The sequence below is a fragment of the Klebsiella quasivariicola genome (assembly GCF_002269255.1).
Taxonomy (GTDB): Bacteria; Pseudomonadota; Gammaproteobacteria; order Enterobacterales; family Enterobacteriaceae; genus Klebsiella; species Klebsiella quasivariicola.
In genome coordinates, this window is record NZ_CP022823.1 from 674,146 (window position 1) to 697,662 (window position 23,517).

The following is a 23,517-nucleotide window of genomic DNA, read 5'->3' on the forward strand; positions in this document are numbered from 1 at the left end:
CATGTTTTAGCCATACAGCCGGAGAAAATATGATTAGCGATATCCTTGCGCCGGGCCTGCGCGTTGTCTTTTGCGGTATCAACCCGGGGAAGTCCTCCGCCCATACCGGCTTTCATTTTGCCCATCCTGGCAATCGCTTCTGGAAGGTCATCCATCAGGCCGGATTCACCGATCGGCAGCTCAGGCCGGAAGAGGAGCTGCAGCTGCTGGATACGCGCTGCGGCATCACCATGCTGGTAGAGCGACCGACGGTGCAGGCCAGCGAGGTCGCCCTACAGGAGCTGCGCAGCGGCGGCCGTGAGCTGGTGAGGAAGATTGAGGAGTATCAGCCGCAGGCGCTGGCGGTGCTCGGCAAGCAGGCCTTCGAGCTGGCCTTTAACCAGCGCGGCGCGAAGTGGGGGAAACAGGCTATGACCATCGGGACGACCCAGGTGTGGGTGCTGCCCAATCCCAGCGGCTTAAACCGGGCGACGCTTGATAAGCTGGTGGCGGCCTATCGTGAACTGGACGATGCCCTGGCAACCCGCGGCCAGTAGCGGAGAGAGGCGACTTTCCCCGGAGGGCCACCTGAACGCCATAAAAAAAGCTCCCCGCAGGGAGCTTTTTAACAGGCTGTAGACGATGTCCCGCGACGATTAATCGTCGAGGAAGCTACGCAGCACTTCAGAACGACTCGGGTGACGCAGTTTACGCAGCGCCTTCGCTTCGATCTGACGGATACGTTCGCGGGTAACGTCGAACTGTTTACCTACTTCTTCCAGCGTGTGGTCGGTGTTCATATCGATACCGAAACGCATACGCAGGACTTTCGCTTCACGAGCGGTGAGGCCGGCCAGCACGTCGTGCGTTGCCGCACGCAGGCTCTCGGTGGTCGCAGAATCCAGCGGCAGCTCGAGGGTGGTATCCTCGATGAAATCCCCCAGATGCGAATCTTCATCGTCGCCGATCGGCGTTTCCATGGAGATAGGCTCTTTGGCGATCTTCAGCACTTTACGGATTTTGTCTTCCGGCATCAGCATACGCTCAGCCAGCTCTTCCGGCGTCGGTTCACGGCCCATCTCCTGCAGCATCTGACGGGAGATACGGTTGAGCTTGTTAATCGTCTCAATCATATGCACCGGAATACGGATGGTGCGCGCCTGATCCGCGATGGAGCGGGTGATGGCCTGACGGATCCACCAGGTGGCGTAGGTTGAGAACTTGTAGCCGCGACGGTATTCGAACTTATCGACCGCTTTCATCAGACCGATGTTGCCTTCCTGAATCAGGTCGAGGAACTGCAGACCGCGGTTGGTGTATTTCTTGGCGATCGAGATAACCAGACGCAGGTTCGCTTCCACCATCTCTTTTTTCGCACGGCGGGCTTTCGCTTCACCGATGGACATGCGACGGTTGATATCCTTCACCTGCTCGATGGTCAGGCCGGTCTCTTCTTCGATCTGCTGCAGCTTCTGCAGACCGCGCTGCACGTCTTCTTTCACTTCCAGCAGCTTCTCAGACCACGGCTTGTTCATTGCCACCGCGGCGTTGAACCAGGTTTCGCTGGTTTCATTGCCGGTGAACAGCGTGATGAAGTTTTTCTTCGGCATTTTGCACTGCTCAACGCACAGCTTCATGATGATACGTTCCTGAGTACGAACGCGATCCATCATGCTGCGCATGCTGTTGACCAGATAATCGAACTGCTTCGGCACCAGGCGGAACTGCTTGAAGACTTCAGACAGCTTCAGGATCTCTTCCTGGGCGTCGGCATGGCTACGACCTTTGGCTTTGATGGTGTCACGCGTCAGCTCGTACTGGGTACGCAGCTCGGCGAACTTCTCACGGGCCAGCTCAGGATCGATGCTGTTGTCGTCATCGCTGTTGTCGTCGGCGTCTTCATCTTCGTCTTCGTCTTCGTCGTCATCCATCTCTTCCTGAGACAGTTCGGAGCCAACGTGGGTGGCGGTCGGCGCCATATCTTCTTCGGCGTTCGGATCGACGAAACCGGTGATCAGATCGGACAGACGGGCTTCTTCCGCTTCGACACGGTCGTACTGCTCAAGCAGGTAGGTGATCGCTTCCGGATATTCGGCAACGGAACACTGCACCTGGTTGATGCCGTCTTCGATACGTTTGGCGATGTCGATTTCGCCTTCACGGGTCAGCAGCTCTACGGTACCCATTTCGCGCATGTACATGCGCACCGGGTCGGTTGTCCGCCCGATTTCGGATTCCACGCTGGAGAGCACCTGCGCGGCGGCTTCGGCAGCATCTTCATCCGCGGTGTTTTCGGCCAGCATCAGATCATCGGCATCCGGTGCTTCTTCCATCACCTGAATGCCCATGTCGTTGATCATTTGGATGATGTCTTCGATCTGATCGGAATCGACGATATCTTCCGGCAGATGGTCATTGACCTCGGCATAGGTCAGATAGCCTTGCTCCTTACCACGTTGGACAAGAAGCTTCAGCTGTGACTGCGGGTTTTGCTCCATAAGACGGTATCCACACTTAATTCGTTTGATTGGTGTCGGCAGGCGGGCTGTCGACATTTAAAGCGAGGGCGTACTTATATTATTGCCGCTGCGCCTCTGTGCGGCTGTCGGGGGCTTCCCGATCGATACTCGGCACTTAAGCCGTTAAATACGGTGTCCTTCACGTTACCCTGCGTTCTGGTGCTGCATCGATGCAACGTGAATGACTGAGTCTGTCATTTATTTCTTCGCCAGCTCCTGGCTGATGGTCCAGAGTTCCCGGCGTTCTTCACTGCTTAAACCGTGTGTGCGATCGCGAGCTATCAACTCTTCCTGTCGCAGTTCCAGCAGTGAATCAAACATATGGTTGAGCGAGTCGGTGAAGGTTTGTTCAGCGATATCTTTATCTGCTATATCGTCCCACATCGACAGTTTTTCAAGGGTGGCGGCCTCTTTTGTGCCGCGATATTGCTCTAAAAGTTGCCCGGTTGTCAGACCAGGCTGCGCCAGACAGCTTTTCACCAGTTCGCTGAACAGGCCAAGCCCCGGCATTTTGCGCGAGTCCAGTCCTTCCAGCGGCGGGACTAACGGCGCCAGATCCGGGTTTTGCACCAGCAGTCCTATCAGTATACGCATGGTCGTGCGTTTTAGCTGTGGTGCGGGACGCGGCGTGCCATTTTCCGCCTGTTTTGGCATTAAACGTTCAAGCTGCGCGTCATCTAAAATGCCCAGTTTGTTGCCCAGTTCCTGGCGCAAATAGATGCGCAGGGTTTCGCCCGGGACCTGGGTTATCAGCGGCAGCGCCAGCGTGCTCAGCTGCGCGCGCCCGTCCGGAGTACTCAGATCGACCTGCGGCAGCAGGCTGTTAAACAAGAACGTGGAGAGCGGCTGAGCCTGCTCCATCCGCGCCTCGAACGCCGCTTTGCCCTCTTTACGCACCAGCGTATCCGGGTCTTCGCCGTCAGGCAGAAACATAAAGCGTAGCTGGCGACCATCGGTCATGTACGGCAGCGCTGTCTCCAGCGCGCGCCAGGCAGCATCGCGGCCGGCCCGGTCGCCGTCGTAGCAGCAGATGACGTTATTGGTCACCCGAAACAGCAGCTGGATATGGTCGGCCGTGGTTGAAGTGCCCAACGACGCTACGGCATAGTTGATGTCGTATTGCGCCAGCGCCACGACGTCCATATACCCTTCGACAACCAGTAAACGCGGTGGTTCGGGGTTGTCCTGCTGCGCTTCATACAGGCCATACAGCTGGCGGCCTTTATGGAATATGTCGGTTTCCGGGGAGTTCAGATACTTCGGCAGGGCATCGCCCAGCACTCGTCCGCCAAACCCAATTACCCGGCCTCGCTTATCGCGGATGGGAAACATCACCCGTTCGCGGAAGCGGTCGTAACTGCGCCCCTGATCGTTGGTGACCAGCATGCCGGCATCAATAAGCGACTGGCGGTTTTCCTGATTGCCGCCAAAACGTTTTAAAACGTTATCCCAACCCGGGGGAGCATAGCCGATGGCAAAGCGCGTAATCACCTCGCTGCTTAATCCCCGTTTTGCCAGGTACTGGCGCGCAGGGTCGGCGGCGGGTTGCATCAGAGACTGTTGATAAAACGTATTCAGACCATCCAGTAACTGGTAGAGGTTCTGCCGTTGATGGCGCTCTATCTGGCTGGGTCCGTTGCCTGCTTCATAAGGCACTTCGAGGTTGTGCATGGCGGCCAGTTCTTCGACCGTTTCCACGAACTCGAGCTTGTCGTAGTTCATCAGGAAGTCGATAGCATTGCCGTGCGCCCCGCAGCCGAAGCAGTGGTAAAACTGTTTTTCACCGTTGACGGTGAAAGAGGGGGTTTTTTCGTTATGGAACGGACAGCACGCGTGAAAATTTTTGCCCTGCTTTTTCAGCTTTACCCGCGCATCGATCAGATCGACGATGTCGGTTCTGGCAAGCAGATCGCTAATAAATACACGTGGAATTCGTCCAGCCATAAGCCCCGTTATTTCTGATGACTATAAACGAAAATAAGCCGCGCATTCCTTTCGGAAGCACGGCCTTACAACTACAACTCGGTCTGAATTGAGAGCGTCGCTCTCAACAGATTAGTACAGACGAGTACGGCGTGCGTTTTCGCGAGCCAGTTTCTTCGCGTGACGTTTCACTGCAGAAGCTTTAGCGCGCTTACGTTCGGTAGTCGGTTTTTCATAGAACTCACGACGACGAACTTCCGCCAGAACACCTGCTTTTTCGCAGGAACGCTTGAAGCGACGCAGAGCTACGTCGAACGGCTCGTTTTCACGTACTTTAATTACCGGCATGTGCCTCTCACCTTTGATTAATTCGGTTTGCCGCTGGCCGCAATGCCAGCTTATTTCAAAATGGTGCGGAATTTTACTGCAACTACTGCTGCTTTGTAAAGCACCGGCGCCTTTTTTGAAAGGGACTTTTATAAGGGTGAGGAGTATACACGAAGAGAGCACCAGGGGTGAGCAAAGTTTTACATCGCCGGTCATTGGACCTACACTGCGCGGTATTGAAGCGAGGTAAAACAACTCATGCGTGTACTGGGTATTGAAACATCCTGCGATGAAACCGGCATCGCGATTTATGACGACCAGCAAGGTCTGTTAGCCAACCAACTGTATAGTCAGGTGAAACTGCATGCGGATTACGGCGGCGTGGTGCCGGAGCTGGCATCGCGCGACCACGTGCGCAAAACGGTGCCGCTGATCCAGGCGGCGCTGAAAGAAGCCGGCCTGACGGCGAAAGATATCGACGCCGTTGCCTATACGGCGGGTCCTGGCCTGGTCGGCGCGCTGCTGGTCGGGGCGACCGTTGGCCGCTCGCTGGCGTTTGCCTGGAACGTGCCGGCGATCCCGGTACACCATATGGAAGGGCATCTGCTGGCGCCGATGCTGGAAGATAACCCGCCGGCGTTCCCGTTCGTCGCGCTGCTGGTTTCCGGCGGCCACACCCAACTGATCAGCGTCACCGGCATCGGCCAGTATGAACTGCTGGGCGAGTCGATTGACGATGCGGCGGGCGAAGCCTTTGATAAAACCGCGAAACTGCTGGGGCTGGATTATCCCGGCGGGCCGATGTTATCGAAAATGGCCGCTCAGGGCACCGAAGGCCGCTTCGTCTTCCCGCGGCCGATGACCGACCGGCCGGGGCTCGATTTCAGCTTCTCCGGCCTGAAAACTTTCGCCGCCAACACCATTCGTAATAATGGCGACGATGAGCAAACCCGCGCCGACATCGCCCGGGCGTTTGAGGATGCGGTCGTCGATACGCTGATGATTAAATGTCGCCGCGCGCTGGAGCAAACTGGCTTTAAGCGTCTGGTGATGGCGGGAGGCGTGAGCGCCAACCGTACCCTGCGGGCGAAGCTGGCGGAGATGATGCAAAAACGCGGCGGCGAGGTGTTCTACGCCCGCCCTGAGTTCTGTACTGACAACGGCGCGATGATCGCCTACGCCGGCATGGTGCGTCTGCAAACCGGCGCCAAAGCCGAGCTCGGCGTGACGGTTCGCCCGCGCTGGCCGCTGGCCGAGCTGCCTGCCGCCTGACGCGTCCTGAAACAGGCCGACGCTACGTCGGCCTGCCTTCCTGACTACTCCATACTTTTACACAGCGAGCAGATGGCTCCCTGATGCTTGTGCGAGTGCATCACATCCGGGCGCTCGTACTCTTCCTCACAGCTAACGCATTGATACACGGTGGTAGAGGCGTTCCCCGCCGCGTCATAGCGCGGTTCGGCGATGCCGTCATCCACTTGCTTAATATAGTAGCGTCCGCGGGTGAGGATCCCCATCAGCGGGGTCATGACAAAGGCGACGACCAGCGCAATCAGCGGCGAGAACGGCGCCAGCGTCGTTCCCAGCAGGCCGAAGAAGGCGCAGATCGACAGCCCGGCGGCAAGGCCAAAGGAGACCACGCCCACCGGGTTAACGTTGTAGATCATGCCGCGACGATACTCCGGCTGCGCCGGCGCCAGCTTGAGCAGGCCTTTATTAAAGGTGATGTCGGTCGCCACCACCACGACCCAGGCGATAGCGAAGTTGGAGTAAAAACCGAGGATCCACGACAGAGCGCTGAACATATCGCCTTCCATCAGCGCCAGAGCAATCGCCAGGTTGACCACCACAAAAATAATCCGTCCCGGATAGCGTTTGGTGGTGCGGGTCCAGGCGCTGGTCCACGCCAGCGAGCCGGAGTAGGCATTGGTGACGTTAATTTTGATCTGCGAGATCACCACCAGCACCACCGCCAGCGTCAGAGCCAGCCAGCCGGGCACCAGGTTATCGAAGACGCTGACGAACTGCTGCACCGGTTCGGTATTGTGCACCGCCGGGAAACGGGTCAACAGATAGAAGCCGAGGAAGGCGCCGATGATCTGTTTGATCGCGCCTAACACCACCCAGCCCGGGCCGGCGGAAAAGACCGCCAGCCACCAGCTTTTACGGTTCTCTGCAGTCTTAGGCGGCATAAAGCGCAGGTAATCAATTTGCTCGCCAATCTGCATGATCAGCGACAGGCATACCCCGGCGCCGAGCATGATGGCGGTGATATCCACCGTCGACGCGTTGTTTTTACCGGCGAAATGCAGGAAGCCGTCCACCAGCTGCGGATCTTTGACAATCAGCCACGCCACCGGCACCACCATCAGCACCAGCCACAGTGGCGTGGTCCACACCTGCAGGCGGGTCAGGGCTTTCATGCCATAGACCACCAGCGGGAGCACCATCAGGGTGGCGATCAGATATCCCATCCACAGCGGGATCCCGAGGCCCACCAGCAGCCCCTGGGCCATGATCGAGCCTTCGAGGGCGAAGAAGATAAAGGTGAAGCCGGCAAAAATAATGCTGGTGATCACCGAGCCGAAATAGCCGAAGCCGGCGCTGCGGGTGATCAGGTCAAGGTCAATGTTGTAGCGCGCGGCGGTGATCGCCAGCGGAATACCGGTGAGGAAGATCACCAGCGCCGCCACCAGGATCGAATAGATGGCGTTGCTGGTGCCCCACGCCATACCGATGCTGGCGCCGATGGAAAAGTCGGCCAGATAGGCGATGCCGCCCAGCGCGGTGACCGCGACGACGCCCGGTCCCCAGCGGCGAAAGCTCAGCGGGGCGTAACGTAAGGTGTAATCTTCTAAGGTTTCCCGGGAGCCGGAAGTCCGCGTCGTCGCGGGTAATTCAGGGTTGAGATCCAGTGATGACATAGTCATTCCTTAATGGTTAGGCATGACTTGAATTAGCAAACCTTATGCCATATTGCAGGGCAGGCGTGGCGCGGAGGTGGGGGCAGGGTGATATAGAGAGAGAGCAGAGGCTGCACCATCCGGACGCGCCTGCGCCCGGCTGGTGCAACAGGCCTATTTGCCGAGCATGCCTTTGTCTTCGAGGAAGGCGATAATGGTGCTCAGGCCGTCGCCCTGCTTCAGGTTGGTGAAGGTCCATGGGCGATCGCCGCGCATACGCTGGGTATCGCTCGCCATCACCTCCAGCGACGCGCCCACATAGGGGGCAAGGTCGGTTTTATTGATCACCAGAAAATCGGATTTGGTGATCCCCGGCCCGCCTTTGCGCGGGATCTTCTCCCCTTCGGCCACGTCAATGACGTAGATGGTCAGATCCGCCAGCTCCGGGCTGAAGGTGGCGCTCAGGTTGTCGCCGCCGCTTTCCACGAAGATAAGGTCGAGGTTACCGAATTTTTCACTCAGCGCTTCTACGGCGGCGAGGTTCATCGAGGCATCTTCGCGGATCGCCGTATGCGGGCAGCCGCCGGTTTCCACACCGACAATGCGTTCAGGCGCCAGCGCGCCCGCTTCGGTAAGGATGCGCTGATCTTCTTTGGTGTAGATGTCGTTAGTGACCACCGCCAGCTGCCAGGTATCACGCATCGCTTTGCACAGCGCTTCCAGCAAAGCGGTTTTACCGGAGCCGACCGGGCCGCCGACGCCGACGCGCAGCGGGTGTTTATAAGAGTTCATGGCTTCTCCTAGGAACGGAATAATCGGGAGTATTGGGTTTCATGCCGGGCAGAGGCGATAGCGGCGAGCGGGGTGGCCGATCCGATATCGCCGTCCGGTGCGGCCAGCGCGCGGGGCATCTGGGCCGCGTAGTGATCACAAAGACGTAAAATCAGCTGCTGGGCGGCCTGCTGGCCGAAGGGCACCAGCTTGACGCCGGCCATTACGGCGCTCTCAATCCAGCTGTAGCCCAGGCTGAGGGCCATCTCGGGCAGCGCGATGCGCCAGCGCACGCCGAGCCAGGCCATCCCGGCGAGCTGGCTTTGCTGGCACAGCGTGCGCCACGCCGGCGGGCAGTCCGGCTGCCAGTCGCTCAGCAGACGGGCAAACGCCGCACCGCGGTTGCGCTCCTCCTCCCGCAGTTCACGGGTCTCCCGGCAGGCCAGCAGATAGGCGGTCCAGCGCTGAGCCGCGGCGATATCGCCTTGTTCGCAGGCGCGGTACAGGCGGACAAACAGCGGCAGGTCAACGGTAAAAAAGCCTTCCGTCATCTGCCGCCGCTGCCAGCGCTCGAAGGCCGCGACGTCCGGCACCCAGCCGGCTTCCACGGCCCACTCCAGCCCCTGGGACCAGCTGTAACCGCCTACCGGCAGGTTGCTGCTGGCCAGCTGCATCAGCCGCAGGCGTTGTTCCGCTGTCGACATGCTAGTGGCTGTGAGCGTGGTGGTCATGATGAGCATGATGATGACCGTGGCTTTCGCTGGCGTAAGCGCCGGCTTCCGGCTCGAACGGCAGCTGGCCAAAAGTCACCGTCAGGCCGAACTGGCGCAGCATATCGTCCAGTACGTGATCGTGATGGTAGCGCAGCTCGCCCGGCATGATCTGCAGCGGCACGTGACGGTTGCCGAGGTGGTAGCAGGCCTTCGCCAGCATAAACGGATCGTCGCAGCGCACTACCGACACCCCTTCATCAGCGGCAATCACCTGCACAAACTCGGTGCCTTCTTCGTTGCTGAGCACATCGCCGCCGCGCAGCAGCAGGCCGCGGGGCAGCAGCAGGCCGGCTTCCCGGCCATCGTTGAGGGTGACCTTAACCCGGCTTTTGACGCGAACATCAATCGGCAGCGTAACGCTGGCGGTCGCGGCGCTGGGGATCTCCAGACGTTGAGTTAAATAAAGCATCCGCTCTCCTTAAAACAGAAAATATCGTTGCGCCATCGGCAGAACGTCTGCCGGCTCGCTGGTGATAAGTTCGCCATCCACCCGTACCTCATAGGTCTGGGCGTCGACGGTGATGTTAGGCTGCAGACTGTTGTGCACCATGTCGGCTTTCTGCACCGTACGGCAGCCTTTCACCACGGCGATCGCGCTGCGCAGGTTCAGCCGCCCGGCAACGCCATTGGCTGCCGCCGCCTGCGACAGGAAGGTGAGGCGGCAGTGATGGCGGGCGCTGCCCAGCGCGCCAAACATCGGGCGGTAGTGCACCGGCTGCGGGGTCGGAATAGAGGCATTGATATCGCCCATCGGCGCGATGGCGATCATGCCGCCTTTGATCACGGTGGCCGGTTTCACGCCGAAGAAGGCTGGTGACCAGACCACGAGGTCAGCCAGCTTACCCACCTCAATGGATCCGACTTCGTGTGCGATGCCGTGGGTCAGCGCCGGGTTGATGGTGTATTTGGCGATGTAGCGCTTCACGCGGAAGTTGTCGTTATCCCCGGTCTCCTCCGCCAGCGCGCCGCGCTGCACCTTCATGCGATGCGCCACCTGCCAGGTGCGGAGAATCACTTCCCCGACGCGGCCCATGGCCTGCGAATCGGATGAGGTGAGCGAGAAGGCGCCGAGATCGTGCAGCACGTCTTCCGCGGCGATGGTTTCCCGGCGAATACGCGATTCGGCAAAGGCCACGTCCTCGGCAATGTCCGGGTCCAGATGGTGGCAGACCATCAGCATATCGAGATGTTCATCGATGGTGTTGAGGGTGTAGGGCAGCGTTGGGTTGGTGGACGACGGCAAAATGTTCGGATGGGCGCAGGCGGTGATGATGTCCGGCGCATGGCCGCCGCCGGCCCCTTCGGTATGAAAGGTGTGAATAGTGCGCCCGCCGATGGCGGCGAGGGTATCTTCCACAAAACCGGACTCATTGAGGGTGTCGCTGTGCAGGGCGACCTGAATGTCCATTTCATCGGCGACGGTTAACGCACAGTCGATCGCCGCCGGGGTGGCGCCCCAGTCCTCATGAATTTTCAGGCCAATGACGCCCGCCGCTACCTGCTCGCGCAGGGCATCCGGCTGAGAAACGTTGCCCTTGCCCAGCAGGCCGATATTGACCGGCAGGCTGTCGGCCGCCTGCAGCATGCGTGAGATATACCACGGGCCCGGGGTACAGGTGGTGGCGTGGGTGCCCGCGGCCGGGCCGGTGCCGCCGCCGACCATGGTGGTCACGCCGGAGACCAGCGCCTCTTCCGCCTGCTGCGGACAGATCCAGTGAATATGGGTATCGATCCCGCCGGCGGTGACGATCTTGCCTTCGGCGGCAATCACTTCCGTCGCGGCGCCGATGGGGATGGTGACGTTGGGCTGGATATCGGGATTGCCGGCTTTGCCGATGGCGAAGATCCGGCCGTCCTTCACGCCGATATCGGCCTTGACGATCCCCCAGTGATCGACGATCAGCGCGTTGGTGAGCACCAGATCGACACAGTCGTCGGCCAGCATCTGTCCCTGACCCATCCCGTCGCGGATCACTTTGCCGCCGCCGAATTTGACCTCTTCCCCGTAGGTGGTCAAATCATCTTCCACTTCGATCCACAGCTCGGTATCCGCCAGGCGCACCTTGTCGCCGACGGTGGGGCCGAACATGTCGGCATAGGCCTGGCGTGAAATATTACTCATCGTTTGCCTCCAGAGGGCCCATGACCTCGCCGCGGAAGCCGAAGACGGCGCGGTGACCGGCGAAGGCCACCAGCTCGACCTCGCGTTTCTGGCCGGGTTCAAAACGTACCGCCGTGCCGGCCGGGATATTCAGGCGATAGCCAGTGGCCTGCTGACGGTCGAACTTCAGCGCCGGGTTGACCTCGGCGAAATGGTAGTGCGAACCGACCTGAATCGGCCGATCGCCGTGGTTTTCAACGACCACGCGACAGGTCGCCCGGCCGGTATTCAGGGCTATCTGACCGGGCTTAACGTGATATTCACCGGGGATCATGGCGCTACCTCAGATAATCGGGTTGTGAACGGTGACCAGCTTCGAGCCGTCCGGAAAGGTGGCTTCGACCTGGATATCCGGGATCATTTCCGGGACGCCCTCCATCACCTGCTCGCGGGTCAGGACGTGACGGCCTTCCTCCATCAGTGAGGCTACGCTTTTGCCGTCGCGGGCGCCTTCCATAATAAAGGCGCTGATCAGGGCCACGGACTCCGGATAGTTGAGCTTCAGGCCGCGAGCCAGGCGGCGTTCCGCCACCAGCGCGGCGGTAAACAACAACAGCTTGTCTTTTTCTCGGGGGGTCAGTTCCATAACGTTCTCTTAAGTCAGCCAGATTCGGGGAAGGACGGGGGATTTGCCGGTGAGATGAGGGCGCAGAAACTGCCAGATGTCGCGCATCACCTGCTGGCAAATCAGATTATCGTCACTGAGGAAACGTACCGTCAGCAGGCGGTCGGTCAGGGTGGCGCCGGCGTAGAGACCGAGCGGCGCCAGCGCGTCGCGCACCCCGTCGAGCAGGGTGTCGGTAGCCGGATAGCACAGCAAAGTGCCGACCCAGGGGCGTTCGGCAACGCTGGACAGCTCTCCCTCCTGCAGGTGCAGGCGTTCGACCAGCAGCGGTATCTCATCCACCCACACTTCCAGCCGGTTGCTGAGGGTGCCATGGCTGAAGGTTTCGCCAATCACCGGGCGGCCAAGGCAGAGCAGGTCCCAGGCCAGCAGCGTGCTGGAGGCGCACAGATGAAAGGTGGTGGACAGCCGGGCATTGGCCCCGGGAAAAAAGATGGCATCCTGCGGGAGCCACTCCAGGGTCGCCTGCGGGGCAATGGTCAACTGCTGGCGCATCAGCGCTTGCGCGCCGCTGCTGCGGTAAAACTTGCTGGCGCCAGGCATGGTTATCAGCGTATGGCAGCCGGGGTCAAGATGGGCGCTAATCGTCAGCTCATCACCGCCGACGATGCCGCCGGGCGGGTGAAGCAGATAGAGGTGACAGGTCTCTTCTTCCGGGTAAAACGGGCGCTGGACGGTCAGCGGGCCGACGTGTTGGGCGCTGGCGAGAACGGTCTTGCCGCCGGCCTGCTGAAAGCGCAGATCCAGCGTGGCCTGCCAGCCTTTTTTGAGTGGTGGTAACACGGTGCCGTGCAATGTTGCGCCCCTGCAAAATCAAGATAAAACAGCAGCAATGAGTATTGATCGGTGGGTGATTATCCCGGTCATATGAAACGCTTATGTCATCCGTAACCCGGTGCGTCGTGACGGGCGCGAGGGGAAAGCGGCATAACCGCTCCGAATTATTCACCCGGATTATCTTTGTCGTCAATATCCTGATCCGCTGCCTGGCCGCGGCGGAAAAGGCGGCGGATCGGGTTGCGCCGCGCCGCCAGCCGCCAGCGCAACTTTTGCCTTTCCATACCGCTAACGCATTGTTACAAAAGGGGGATGTGGCGATGATCGCCTTTGATGGCGAGGAGGCGTAAAAGAGCGGGTGAAAGGTGCGATTCGCGCAGGAGAGTCGCCCGGCTGGCGGAGCCGGGAGGGGAGATTACTTCTGCTCTGGCGTTTTTTTCTTCTTCACGCGGGTCCAGATTTTGCTCTCCTGGCGGCGCCACAGGCGCTGAATGTTGTCGTGATGGCGCAGCAGGATCAGGCAGGAGAGCATCGACACCGGAAAGGTGTACTGCGGTTTGAACCACCAGACGTAAAACGGGGCGATCAGCGCGCTGACGATAGCGCCCAGGGAAGAGTAGCCGCTGAGCAGGATGGTCAGCAGCCAGGTCCCGGCCATCACGCCGGTCAGATCGAGACCGATGGGGGCGATAGCGCCGAAGGCCGTGGCGACGCCTTTGCCACCGCGGAAATGAAAGAAGATGGGCCAGATATGGCCTACGCAGGCGGCAATCGCCACTAAACCCAGCCAGAACGGCGTAAGGCCCAGCGCCCAGGCGCCCCACACCGGGAGCATGCCCTTCAGCACATCAAAAATAAGTACCGCTACGGCCGCCCCTTTTCCGCCAATTCGTAGTACGTTAGTGGCCCCGGGGTTGCCTGAGCCGCTGTCACGTGGGTCGGGCAGGCCAGCAAGGCGACATACCAGAATGGCGCTGGAAATGGAGCCGCAGAGGTAGGCGAGGAGTACCAGTCCAGGCGCGATTGCACTCATAACGCTGTTCCGTTTTGAAAATGTCGTTGTATTCTCTGCATCTGTGGATAATACGCATAATTCGCCGGAAGTGGTATCCGGTTTAGCTAAAAAGCAGGCAGGGCGTGATGGATATTGTATTTATAGAGCAACTTTCGGTAATCACCACCATTGGTGTTTATGACTGGGAACAAACCATTGAGCAGAAGCTGGTGTTCGATATCGAAATTGCATGGGATAACCGCAAGGCCGCTGGCAGCGATGATGTCAGCGACTGCCTCAGCTATGCTGATATCAGCGAGCGCGTGATCGCGCATGTGGAGGGGGGAAAATTCGCGTTAGTGGAGCGGGTGGCGGAAGAAGTGGCCGACCTGCTGCTGGAAACATTCCAGTCGCCATGGGTGCGCATAAAAGTCAGCAAACCTGGCGCCGTGGCTCGCGCGGCAAACGTCGGGGTGATTATTGAACGTGGCCTTAATCTGAAACAAAACTTTTCAGGTCATACTTGTTAAACAAATTGCGTTTATACCGGTCATAGCATCCGGTCATCAGGCAATTTTACTGGCGATGTCCTTCCAGAACGGTGGGCAAATTCGTGTGTACTTCCTGTACGCTGCGGATTTGGCGCGCTCTGGCTGCCGGGTTGTGCCTGTTGAACGATACCGTGTTCCTGGTTTTTTTCATTTTACTTTTTTAAAGGGTTTAATTGGATGAGCGATATACACTCGCTGCTGGTGGCGGCAATATTGGGTGTGGTTGAGGGTTTGACAGAGTTTTTACCTGTTTCCAGTACCGGTCATATGATTATTGTTGGTCACCTGCTGGGGTTTGAAGGTGATACGGCAAATACCTTTGAAGTGGTGATTCAGTTAGGTTCGATACTCGCCGTGGTGGTGATGTTCTGGCGTCGCCTGTTCGGCCTGATCGGCATCCATTTTGGCAAGCCGCCGGCGCATGAAGGTCAGGGCAGCGGTCGCTTGTCGCTTATCCATATTCTCCTCGGTATGATCCCTGCGGTGGTGATGGGGCTGATTTTCCACGACACCATTAAATCCTTGTTTAACCCCGTGAACGTGATGTACGCCCTGATTGTCGGCGGCGTATTGCTGATTGCGGCGGAAGTGTTGAAGCCGAAACAGCCGCGCGCGGTCGGGATTGACGATATGACTTATCGTCAGGCGTTCGTCATCGGCTGCTTTCAGTGCCTGGCGCTGTGGCCGGGCTTCTCCCGCTCGGGGGCGACTATCTCCGGCGGCATGCTGATGGGCGTCAGCCGCTATGCGGCATCAGAGTTCTCTTTCCTGCTGGCGGTACCGATGATGATGGGCGCCACCGTGCTGGACGTCTACAAGAGCATCGGCTTCCTGAACATGGGCGATGTCCCGATGTTTGCCGTCGGCTTCGTGATGGCGTTTATCGTGGCGCTGATTGCGATTAAAACCTTCCTGCAGCTGATCAAACGGATCTCGTTCATTCCGTTCGCTATCTACCGCTTTATCGTCGCGGCAGCGGTTTACGTGGTCTTCTTCTAAGGCCTGCGCCCTCAGCCTTGCGGCTGGGGGCAACGCTGTTCCTTCCACCGCGCCACCGCCGCAATTCTCCGCCGCGTCAGCTCCTCGCGAATCTCCGCCCCTTTAAAGCCCGCCGCCACCACCTCTTTGGTGGAGACCGACTGCGCCACTTCCCAGGCCTCCAGCAGCAGCCGCCCTTGTGGGTAATCGCTGGCCTCAAAACCGGTACGTCCGCGGACGTCGGCTTCGCTGGTGAGCGCGATCTGCTGCACGCGCTGCGGTTTGCGCCACGCGTCAATGCTGTCAAAGAGTTTGACGAGGGTTTTCGGCTGCAGGATCGGCAGGGTGTGGATTAGGTCATGGTACTCCGCCACCAGTTTCGCGAGATCGCGGATATCGTTTGGCACCCGCAGACGCGCGCAGAGTTGCTCCACCAGCTTAACTCCCGCCGGGCCATGGCCATGGTGACGCGGCCAGAGCGCTTTCGGCGTCAGCCCTTTGCCGAGGTCGTGGCACAGGGTGGCGAAGCGCACATCAACGTCCGGCGACAGCATCGCGGCCATCGTGACGGTCATCAGGGTGTGCAGGCCGGTGTCGATTTCCGGATGCCACTTCGCCGGAGCCGGCACGCCGTACAGCGCGTCAATTTCCGGAAACAGCACCTTAAGGGCCTGACAGTCGCGCAGTGCCTGGAAAAAGACCTGCGGGTTGCGAGTAGTCAATGCGTTTTCCGTCTCTTTCCACACCCGCTCCGGCGTTAAATGCGCCAGCTCGCCGGCCTCAACCATCGCGAGCATCAGGGCCTGGGTCTCTTCGGCAATGCGAAAACCGAGGTGGGCGTAGCGGGCGGCAAAGCGCGCCACGCGCAGCACGCGCAGCGGATCTTCGCTAAAGGCGGGAGAGACATGGCGCAGCAGGCGCTGACGGAGATCGTTCTGTCCGCCGTAGGGGTCGATAATTGCGCCGTCGGCATCCTGGGCGAGGGCGTTGACCGTCAGGTCGCGGCGCAGCAGATCGGCCTCGAGGGTAACGTCCGGGGCGGCATAGCAGGTAAAACCGGTGTAGCCTGCGCCGGATTTGCGCTCGGTGCGGGCCAGGGCATACTCTTCCCGGCTTTGCGGATGGAGGAACACGGGAAAGTCGCGGCCTACCTGTTGATAGCCCGCGTCAAGCATCTGTTGCGGGGTGGCGCCCACCACCACCCAGTCTCGGTCTTTGACCGGCAGTCCTAACAGCGCGTCACGCACCGCTCCACCGACCAGATAACTCTTCACGCCTGATTCTCCCGTATCTGTTTTTCGCACGATGATACGTAAGTCTGGCAGAGAAGACGAATTAGTTCATCCACCGATCTTTACGTTTGCGGCTTGGCACCAGATGCGGCAGCACCAGACCGAGCAGCAGACCGACGCCCAGCACACCGCCGCCGTACATAAACCACTGCATGATAATGGTGCGCTGTTTGTCATCAAGCTGCAGATTTGCCGCGTTCACCTTCTTCTGCGCGACAACCAGCTCGTTTTTCAACTTTTGGTTTTCGTCCTTCAGCGCGTTAATCACGCTGTCGCTGCCGGCGACTTTCTTCTGCATATCCGCCGTGCGCTGGTTCCAGGTGGCGTCGATGTTATTCAGTTTATCGGTCAGCGTTTTGACCTGGTTTTCCAGATCCGGGACACGGGTGCGCAGGCTGGGCTCGTTGCTCAGCTCTTTCAGCGGGATCCAGGCGGTACGGCCATTACTGTCGCGAATTTGCGCGTAACTGGTGCTGTCGTTCGTTTGCAGTACCGACACTTCTTCCCCGGCGTTGATGGTGCCGACCAGACGATAATTATCGCCCGGGCCGCTGCGAACCCAGGTGTTCAGCTCATCGGAAACGTAGCGCTTTTCTTCTGCGTGAACCGCCGTGGCGGCGCTAAGCGCGAGCAAAGTAAAAGTAATCAGGCGTAATTTTGGCATCAGGTCATCGTTTGGTCATAAAAAGTGGAACGATAGTAGAGGCATCGCCAGAGCGACGCAAAGTTTTCCGCCACAATCGGAATCATCCAGGAGGTGGCCCGGCAAAAAGCGCGTTGCATGGCGATTCGCCGCAAAATACTATCTACTGACAAAAAATATCGTCGTAAGTTCGCCGCAATTTGTCGGCGCAGCACAGAAGCGGAAGAATTCAGTCATGGCTCAAGAAATCGAACTCAAGTTTATCGTCGCTCAGGATGGGGTAGAGACGTTGCGCGAGCAGCTCAATGCGCTCGAGGCGAAACATACGCCCGCGGGCCAGTTGCTGAACATTTACTACGAGACCGCCGATAACTGGCTACGTCGTCATGACATGGGGCTGCGCATCCGCGGCGACCAGGGGCGTTATGAGATGACGCTGAAAATCGCCGGCCGGGTGGTCGGCGGCCTGCACCAGCGCCCGGAATACAATATTCCCCTCGATAAACCGGAGCTGGCGCTTGAGCGCCTGCCGGCGGAGGTCTGGCCGCAAGGCGAGCTCCCGGCCGCGCTGGCGGATAATGTTCAGCCGCTGTTCAGTACCGATTTTGCCCGTGAGCGTTGGGTGATACAGGAAGGGAAGAGTGAGATTGAGATCGCCCTCGATCGCGGCGAAGTAAAGGCGGGCGAGCATCAGGAGCCAATCTGCGAGCTGGAGCTGGAGCTGTTCGCCGGGGAGACAGCCGATCTGCTGCGCCTTGCGCACCGTCTGCTGGAGAGCGGCGTACTGCGTCAGGGTAGCCTGAGCAAAGCCGCGCGCGGGTATCATCTGGCGCAAGGCAATGATGAGCGTCCGGTGACCCGGCTGGCGGTGCTGCCGGTGGCGGCAAAGGCCAGCGTGGAGCAGGGGCTGGAGGCGGCGCTTGAGAGTGCCCTGGCGCACTGGCTGTATCACGACGAGATCTGGCTGCGCGGCAACGCGAAAGCCAAAGTGGAAATTCTGCTGGCGATAGCCCGCGTGCGCCATGCCCTGGTGCTGTTCGGCGGCATCGTGCCGCGTAAGGCGACCACCCACCTCCGCGCGTTGCTGAACGACGCCGACGCCGTTCTGCTGGCTGCGGACACCGCCGACGAAGCGTTATTCCGCACCGAGGTCGTCGGCGCCAAACTGGCCCTGACCGAATGGCTGGTCCAGCGCGGCTGGCGTCCGTTCCTCAACGAGGCGGGAGAGAAAAAAATAGCCGGCTCGTTCAAACGGTTTGCCGATATAAACCTCTCCCGGGCGGCGGCCGAGTTGCGTAGCGCCGTGCAGCATCTGGCGGTCGAAGATGCCGCCGACCAGTTGCCGAAGCTGGCGCGCGACATCGACAGCGTCCAGCTGCTGGCGGGCGCCTATGGCGACGCCGTCGCGCCGTGGCTGGAGAACTGGCAGGAGCTTCAGCGTGCGATAGAACATGACGACCGCAGCGTCTTTGAATATTTCCGTCGCCAGGCGCTGGCTGCGGAGCCGTTCTGGCTGCATAGTGGAAAACGATAATTACAGGCCAGGGAGCCCCTATGATGCCGCTTTCTTCGCAGTTACAGCAGCACTGGCAGACGGTCGCCGACCGCTTGCCAGCGGATTTTCCCGTTGCCGAACTGAGCCCACAGGCCAGGTCGGTGATGGCGTTCAGCGATTTTGTCGAACAGAGTGTGATTGCCCAGCCGGGCTGGCTGAATGAACTGGCTCAGTCTTCACCAGAAGCAGAGGAGTGGCGGCATTATGAGGCGTGGCTGCAGGATCGCCTGCAGGCCGTCACTGACGAAGCGGGGTTGATGCGGGAGCTGCGTCTCTTTCGCCGCCAGATGATGGTCCGCATCGCCTGGGCGCAGGCGCTGTCGCTGGTGAGCGAAGAAGAGACGCTGCAGCAGCTGAGCGCGCTGGCGGAGACCCTGATTGTCGCCGCCCGCGACTGGCTGTACGCCGCCTGCTGTAAGGAGTGGGGAACGCCATGCAATGCCGAGGGGCAGCCGCAGCCGCTGCTGATCCTCGGGATGGGAAAGCTGGGCGGCGGCGAACTGAACTTCTCTTCCGATATCGATCTGATTTTTGCCTGGCCTGAACATGGCGCCACCCGCGGCGGCCGTCGCGAGCTGGATAATGCCCAGTTCTTTACCCGCCTGGGGCAGCGGCTGATCAAGGCGCTGGATCAGCCGACGCAGGACGGCTTTGTTTATCGGGTGGATATGCGCCTGCGGCCGTTTGGCGACAGTGGACCGCTGGTACTCAGCTTTGCGGCGCTGGAGGATTATTACCAGGAGCAGGGCCGGGACTGGGAACGCTACGCGATGGTGAAAGCGCGGATCATGGGCGATAACGACGGCGCCTACGCCAGCGAACTGCGCGCGATGCTCCGTCCCTTCGTCTTCCGCCGCTATATCGACTTCAGCGTGATCCAGTCGCTGCGTAACATGAAAGGCATGATCGCCCGTGAGGTGCGACGTCGCGGGCTGAAAGACAACATCAAGCTCGGCGCCGGCGGGATCCGTGAAATTGAGTTTATCGTTCAGGTCTTTCAGCTGATCCGCGGTGGTCGTGAACCTGCGCTGCAGCAGCGCGCCCTGCTGCCGACGCTGGCAGCGATTGATGAGCTACATCTGTTGCCGGAAGGCGACGCGGCGCTGCTGCGCGCGGCCTATCTGTTCCTGCGCCGGCTGGAAAACCTGCTGCAGAGCATCAACGATGAGCAGACCCAGACCCTGCCGCAGGATGAACTCAACCGCGCCAGGCTGGCGTGGGGGATGCATACCGATAACTGGGAGACGCTGAGTGCGCAGTTGGATAACCATATGGCCAACGTGCGGCGGGTGTTCAATGAGCTGATTGGCGATGATGAGGCCCAGTCCCCGGATGAGCAACTGGCGGAGTACTGGCGCGAGCTGTGGCAGGATGCGCTGGAAGAAGATGACGCCAGCCCGGCGCTGGCGCATTTAAACGATACCGATCGCCGCAGCGTGCTGGCGCTGATTGCCGATTTCCGCAAAGAGCTGGATCGGCGCACCATCGGCCCGCGTGGCCGCCAGGTGCTGGATCAGCTGATGCCGCATCTGCTGAGCGAAATCTGCTCGCGCGCCGATGCGCCGCTGCCTCTGGCGCGGATCACGCCGCTGTTGACCGGGATCGTCACCCGCACCACCTATCTTGAGCTGCTGAGCGAATTCCCCGGCGCGCTGAAGCACCTGATTACGCTCTGCGCGGCGTCGCCGATGGTCGCCAGCCAGCTCGCGCGCCACCCGTTGCTGCTTGATGAGCTGCTGGATCCCAACACCCTCTATCAGCCGACGGCGACCGATGCCTATCGCGACGAGCTGCGCCAGTACCTGCTGCGCGTGCCGGAAGAGGATGAAGAGCAGCAGCTGGAGGCGTTGCGCCAGTTCAAGCAGGCGCAGCAGCTGCATATCGCCGCGGCGGATATCGCTGGCACCCTGCCGGTGATGAAGGTTAGCGATCACTTAACCTGGCTTGCCGAAGCGATCCTCGATGCGGTGGTGCAGCAGGCATGGGGGCAGATGGTGGCTCGCTACGGCCAGCCGACCCACCTGCACGATCGCCAGGGGCGCGGCTTCGCCGTCGTCGGCTACGGTAAGCTCGGCGGCTGGGAGCTGGGCTACAGCTCCGATCTCGATCTGGTGTTCCTCCATGACTGCCCGGCGGAGGTGATGACCGACGGCGAGCGGGAGATTGATGGCCGTCAGTTCTACCTGCGGCTGGCCCAGCGGATCATGCACCTGTTCAGCACCCGCACTTCGTCCGGTATTCTCTACGAAGTTGACGCCCGGCTGCGCCCTTCCGGCGCGGCGGGGATGCTGGTCACCACCGCCGACGCGTTTGCCGATTATCAGCAGAACGAAGCCTGGACCTGGGAGCATCAGGCGCTGGTGCGCGCCCGCGTGGTCTACGGCGACCCGGCGCTGCAGGCGCGCTTTGACGCCATTCGTCGCGATATTCTGACCACTGCGCGGGAGGGCGCGACCCTGCAGACTGAGGTTCGCGAGATGCGCGAGAAGATGCGCGCCCACCTCGGCAACAAACATCCCGATCGTTTTGATATCAAAGCCGATGCCGGCGGGATCACCGATATTGAATTTATTACCCAGTATCTGGTCCTACGCTATGCCAGCGACAAGCCGAAGCTGACCCGCTGGTCTGATAACGTGCGTATTCTCGAGCTGCTGGCGCAAAACGACATCATGGACGAGGAGGAAGCGCGCGCGTTAACGCATGCGTACACTACCTTGCGTGATGCGCTCCATCACCTGGCCCTGCAGGAGCTGCCGGGGCACGTGGCGCCAGAGGCCTTCAGCCGGGAGCGTGAGCAGGTCAGCGCCAGCTGGCAGAAGTGGCTGATGGCTTAACTATAAAATCGGGTGTGCTATTATCGCGCGCAAAGTTTGCGTCTCGCAGGAGAGAGTCATGAAAGTAACGCTGCCGGAGTTTGAACGTGCAGGAGTGTTGGTGGTGGGTGATGTGATGCTGGATCGTTACTGGTACGGCCCCACCAGTCGTATTTCCCCGGAAGCCCCGGTGCCGGTGGTGAAGGTGGAAAATATCGAAGAACGTCCTGGCGGCGCGGCAAACGTGGCGATGAACATCGCCTCACTGGGAGCGACGTCGCGCCTGGTGGGATTGACCGGGATTGATGATGCCGCTCGCGCGCTGAGCCAGGCGCTGGCCAACGTCAATGTGAAGTGCGACTTTGTCTCCGTCCCGACTCACCCGACTATCACCAAGCTGCGGGTGCTGTCGCGCAATCAGCAGCTGATCCGCCTTGACTTTGAAGAGGGCTTCTCCGGCGTTGATCCGCAGCCGATGCACGAGCGCATTCAGCAGGCGCTGGGATCCATTGGCGCGCTGGTCCTCTCGGACTACGCCAAAGGGGCGCTGACCAGCGTCCAGACCATGATCAAGCTCGCCCGTGAAGCGGGTGTGCCGGTGCTGATCGATCCGAAAGGCACCGATTTCGAACGCTACCGCGGCGCGACGCTGCTCACCCCGAACCTCTCTGAGTTTGAAGCGGTGGTGGGCAAGTGTCAGGATGAAGCGGAGATCGTTGAACGCGGCATGAAGCTTATCGCTGAATTCGAACTGTCAGCGCTGCTGGTGACGCGCTCTGAGCAGGGGATGACGCTGCTGCAGCCGGGCCGTCCGCCGCTGCATATGCCGACCCAGGCCCAGGAAGTGTACGACGTGACCGGCGCCGGCGACACGGTGATTGGCGTGCTGGCGGCGACCCTGGCCTCCGGCAACACCCTGGAAGAGGCCTGCTATTTCGCTAACGCCGCGGCGGGTGTGGTCGTTGGCAAGCTGGGTACCTCCACCGTATCTCCTGTCGAGCTGGAAAACGCGGTCCGCGGCCGGGCCGAGACCGGCTTTGGCGTGATGAGCGAAGCCGAACTCAAACAGGCGGTTGCGGCAGCGCGTAAGCGCGGCGAGAAAGTGGTGATGACCAACGGCGTTTTCGACATTCTGCATGCCGGCCATGTCTCCTATCTGGCGAATGCGCGCAAGCTGGGCGACCGTCTGATCGTGGCGGTTAACAGCGATGCTTCCACCAAACGTCTAAAAGGTGACAGCCGCCCGGTGAACCCGCTGGAACAGCGGATGATCGTGCTGGGGGCGCTGGAGGCCGTCGACTGGGTGGTCTCCTTCGAAGAAGATACTCCGCAGCGCCTGATCGCTGGCATCCTGCCGGACCTGCTGGTGAAAGGCGGCGACTATAAGCCGGAGCAAATCGCTGGTAGTGAAGAGGTTTGGGCTAATGGCGGTGAAGTGCTGGTGCTCAACTTTGAAGATGGCTGCTCAACTACCAATATTATTAAGAAAATACAAAAAGATAGCGACAAATAAGCTTTTCGCTATTCACCGATTTGTACGGTGAAGCATCACGGCCTGCGATAGACATATCGCGGGCCGTTTTTATTTAATGATGTGGAAAATGATTTGGCGCAATAAATAATCAGATTGAGCGCATTTTTCGTACAAAACGCGCTAGGGTAAGGATAAATACTGAAGTGAGTAAAAGGCATATGACTGATCAGAACATCCACCGCTGAAGGAGTATGCGCATGAACCATAACGATATGTATTCAATGAAGAATTTTGATTTCCTGGCGCGGAGTTTCGCCAGAATGCACGCCCAAGGCCAACCAGTTGATCTTCAGGCCATTGTCGGCAATATGGATGAAGAACATCGTGAATGGTTTTGCCAGCGCTATGAACTGTACTGTCGCCAGGTGAGTAACCAGGTGGAAGCCGCGCACTAAG

Annotated in this window: 23 protein-coding genes and 2 pseudogenes; 9 read left to right on the forward strand and 16 right to left on the reverse strand. The window is 59.8% G+C overall.

Features of this window, described 5'->3' with window-relative positions; genetic code table 11:
• The first annotated feature begins 29 nt into the window (after positions 1 to 29).
• Complete coding sequence (mug, locus tag B8P98_RS03435) at positions 30 to 536, forward strand: G/U mismatch-specific DNA glycosylase (RefSeq protein WP_002917636.1); 507 nt, start codon at positions 30 to 32, stop codon at positions 534 to 536.
• Between the two features lie 99 nt (positions 537 to 635).
• On the opposite strand, the gene rpoD is transcribed toward mug, so the two are convergent.
• The 3 genes from rpoD to rpsU form a co-directional block, all read right to left on the reverse strand.
• Positions 636 to 2,477, reverse strand: coding sequence for an RNA polymerase sigma factor RpoD (gene rpoD, locus B8P98_RS03440; protein ID WP_025710522.1), 1,842 nt, complete (start codon positions 2,475 to 2,477; stop codon positions 636 to 638).
• A gap of 219 nt (positions 2,478 to 2,696) precedes the next feature.
• A complete protein-coding gene (gene dnaG, locus B8P98_RS03445) occupies positions 2,697 to 4,442 on the reverse strand; it encodes a DNA primase (protein WP_095032718.1) in 1,746 nt (581 codons plus the stop codon).
• A 111-nt stretch (positions 4,443 to 4,553) separates the two neighbouring features.
• Positions 4,554 to 4,769, reverse strand: a complete 216-nt coding sequence (gene rpsU / locus B8P98_RS03450) for a 30S ribosomal protein S21 (protein ID WP_001144069.1) — start codon at positions 4,767 to 4,769, stop codon at positions 4,554 to 4,556.
• Between the two features lie 237 nt (positions 4,770 to 5,006).
• On the opposite strand from rpsU, the gene tsaD reads away from it, so the two are divergent.
• Positions 5,007 to 6,020 carry a tRNA (adenosine(37)-N6)-threonylcarbamoyltransferase complex transferase subunit TsaD gene (gene tsaD, locus B8P98_RS03460; protein WP_008806537.1) on the forward strand — a complete coding sequence of 338 codons (1,014 nt, stop codon included), beginning with the start codon at positions 5,007 to 5,009 and terminating at the stop codon, positions 6,018 to 6,020.
• A gap of 44 nt (positions 6,021 to 6,064) precedes the next feature.
• Here the strand turns inward: tsaD and B8P98_RS03465 are convergent, their stop codons facing one another.
• The 8 genes from B8P98_RS03465 to B8P98_RS03500 form a co-directional block, all read right to left on the reverse strand.
• Positions 6,065 to 7,672 (reverse strand): purine-cytosine permease family protein, encoded by a 1,608-nt coding sequence (locus B8P98_RS03465; protein WP_025710520.1) that lies wholly within the window; start codon positions 7,670 to 7,672, stop codon positions 6,065 to 6,067.
• A gap of 153 nt (positions 7,673 to 7,825) precedes the next feature.
• The gene (gene ureG, locus B8P98_RS03470) at positions 7,826 to 8,443 is read right to left on the reverse strand and encodes an urease accessory protein UreG (RefSeq protein ID WP_002916877.1); all 618 of its coding nucleotides are present in this window, start codon (positions 8,441 to 8,443) and stop codon (positions 7,826 to 7,828) included.
• An 8-nt stretch (positions 8,444 to 8,451) separates the two neighbouring features.
• Positions 8,452 to 9,126, reverse strand: coding sequence for an urease accessory protein UreF (locus B8P98_RS03475; RefSeq protein WP_095032719.1), 675 nt, complete (start codon positions 9,124 to 9,126; stop codon positions 8,452 to 8,454).
• 1 nt (position 9,127) lies between these two features.
• Complete coding sequence (gene ureE / locus B8P98_RS03480) at positions 9,128 to 9,604, reverse strand: urease accessory protein UreE (protein WP_004215466.1); 477 nt, start codon at positions 9,602 to 9,604, stop codon at positions 9,128 to 9,130.
• Positions 9,605 to 9,613: 9 nt separating this feature from the next.
• Positions 9,614 to 11,317, reverse strand: a complete 1,704-nt coding sequence (gene ureC / locus B8P98_RS03485; protein ID WP_025710518.1) for an urease subunit alpha — start codon at positions 11,315 to 11,317, stop codon at positions 9,614 to 9,616.
• Complete coding sequence (locus B8P98_RS03490) at positions 11,310 to 11,630, reverse strand: urease subunit beta (protein ID WP_022064951.1); 321 nt, start codon at positions 11,628 to 11,630, stop codon at positions 11,310 to 11,312. Before B8P98_RS03490 ends, ureC begins: the two co-directional genes overlap by 8 nt.
• 9 nt (positions 11,631 to 11,639) lie before the next feature.
• Positions 11,640 to 11,942, reverse strand: a complete 303-nt coding sequence (locus tag B8P98_RS03495; RefSeq protein WP_002916871.1) for an urease subunit gamma — start codon at positions 11,940 to 11,942, stop codon at positions 11,640 to 11,642.
• A gap of 9 nt (positions 11,943 to 11,951) precedes the next feature.
• Positions 11,952 to 12,776: an urease accessory protein UreD gene (locus B8P98_RS03500; RefSeq protein ID WP_025710517.1), complete on the reverse strand. Its 825-nt coding sequence runs from the start codon at positions 12,774 to 12,776 to the stop codon at positions 11,952 to 11,954.
• Between B8P98_RS03500 and B8P98_RS31525 the strand changes: the two are divergent.
• A pseudogene (locus B8P98_RS31525) lies at positions 12,766 to 12,849 on the forward strand (short-chain dehydrogenase); the annotation flags it as partial. The gene B8P98_RS03500 and the pseudogene B8P98_RS31525 sit on opposite strands and share 11 nt — an antisense overlap.
• Before the next feature lie 73 nt (positions 12,850 to 12,922).
• On the opposite strand, the gene B8P98_RS30660 reads toward B8P98_RS31525, so the two are convergent.
• Both B8P98_RS30660 and plsY read right to left on the reverse strand, forming a co-directional pair.
• The gene (locus B8P98_RS30660) at positions 12,923 to 13,042 is read right to left on the reverse strand and encodes a hypothetical protein (RefSeq protein ID WP_042928987.1); all 120 of its coding nucleotides are present in this window, start codon (positions 13,040 to 13,042) and stop codon (positions 12,923 to 12,925) included.
• Positions 13,043 to 13,173: 131 nt separating this feature from the next.
• Positions 13,174 to 13,791, reverse strand: coding sequence for a glycerol-3-phosphate 1-O-acyltransferase PlsY (gene plsY / locus B8P98_RS03505; RefSeq protein ID WP_025710515.1), 618 nt, complete (start codon positions 13,789 to 13,791; stop codon positions 13,174 to 13,176).
• 107 nt (positions 13,792 to 13,898) lie between these two features.
• Here plsY and folB point away from each other — a divergent pair, with 107 nt between their 5' ends.
• Together folB and bacA are read left to right on the forward strand one after the other, a co-directional pair.
• Positions 13,899 to 14,282, forward strand: coding sequence for a bifunctional dihydroneopterin aldolase/7,8-dihydroneopterin epimerase (gene folB / locus B8P98_RS03510; protein ID WP_025710514.1), 384 nt, complete (start codon positions 13,899 to 13,901; stop codon positions 14,280 to 14,282).
• A 198-nt stretch (positions 14,283 to 14,480) separates the two neighbouring features.
• Positions 14,481 to 15,302 carry an undecaprenyl-diphosphate phosphatase gene (gene bacA / locus B8P98_RS03515; protein WP_004144532.1) on the forward strand — a complete coding sequence of 274 codons (822 nt, stop codon included), beginning with the start codon at positions 14,481 to 14,483 and terminating at the stop codon, positions 15,300 to 15,302.
• Positions 15,303 to 15,313: 11 nt separating this feature from the next.
• On the opposite strand, the gene B8P98_RS03520 is transcribed toward bacA, so the two are convergent.
• Positions 15,314 to 16,555 carry a multifunctional CCA addition/repair protein gene (locus tag B8P98_RS03520; RefSeq protein ID WP_095032720.1) on the reverse strand — a complete coding sequence of 414 codons (1,242 nt, stop codon included), beginning with the start codon at positions 16,553 to 16,555 and terminating at the stop codon, positions 15,314 to 15,316.
• Positions 16,556 to 16,616: 61 nt separating this feature from the next.
• Positions 16,617 to 17,237, reverse strand: a complete 621-nt coding sequence (locus B8P98_RS03525) for a TIGR04211 family SH3 domain-containing protein (RefSeq protein ID WP_002916862.1) — start codon at positions 17,235 to 17,237, stop codon at positions 16,617 to 16,619.
• Between the two features lie 214 nt (positions 17,238 to 17,451).
• Between B8P98_RS03525 and B8P98_RS03530 the strand changes: the two genes are divergently transcribed.
• Genes B8P98_RS03530 through hldE form a run of 3 tightly spaced genes read left to right on the forward strand, consistent with a single transcriptional unit; the run spans position 17,452 to position 23,100 of the window.
• Positions 17,452 to 18,750, forward strand: a complete 1,299-nt coding sequence (locus B8P98_RS03530) for a CYTH domain-containing protein (RefSeq protein ID WP_025710512.1) — start codon at positions 17,452 to 17,454, stop codon at positions 18,748 to 18,750.
• A 20-nt stretch (positions 18,751 to 18,770) separates the two neighbouring features.
• Positions 18,771 to 21,608 (forward strand): bifunctional [glutamate--ammonia ligase]-adenylyl-L-tyrosine phosphorylase/[glutamate--ammonia-ligase] adenylyltransferase, encoded by a 2,838-nt coding sequence (gene glnE, locus B8P98_RS03535; protein WP_080897351.1) that lies wholly within the window; start codon positions 18,771 to 18,773, stop codon positions 21,606 to 21,608.
• Between the two features lie 58 nt (positions 21,609 to 21,666).
• Positions 21,667 to 23,100: a bifunctional D-glycero-beta-D-manno-heptose-7-phosphate kinase/D-glycero-beta-D-manno-heptose 1-phosphate adenylyltransferase HldE gene (gene hldE / locus B8P98_RS03540; protein ID WP_025710510.1), complete on the forward strand. Its 1,434-nt coding sequence runs from the start codon at positions 21,667 to 21,669 to the stop codon at positions 23,098 to 23,100.
• An 80-nt stretch (positions 23,101 to 23,180) separates the two neighbouring features.
• Here hldE and B8P98_RS30665 read toward each other — a convergent pair.
• A pseudogene (locus B8P98_RS30665) lies at positions 23,181 to 23,327 on the reverse strand (hypothetical protein); the annotation flags it as partial.
• Between B8P98_RS30665 and glgS the strand changes: the two are divergent.
• Entirely contained in the window at positions 23,319 to 23,516 is a 198-nt protein-coding gene (glgS, locus tag B8P98_RS03550; RefSeq protein WP_042928986.1) for a cell surface composition regulator GlgS, read from the forward strand. The pseudogene B8P98_RS30665 and the gene glgS overlap by 9 nt on opposite strands.
• Position 23,517: the final 1 nt, after the last annotated feature.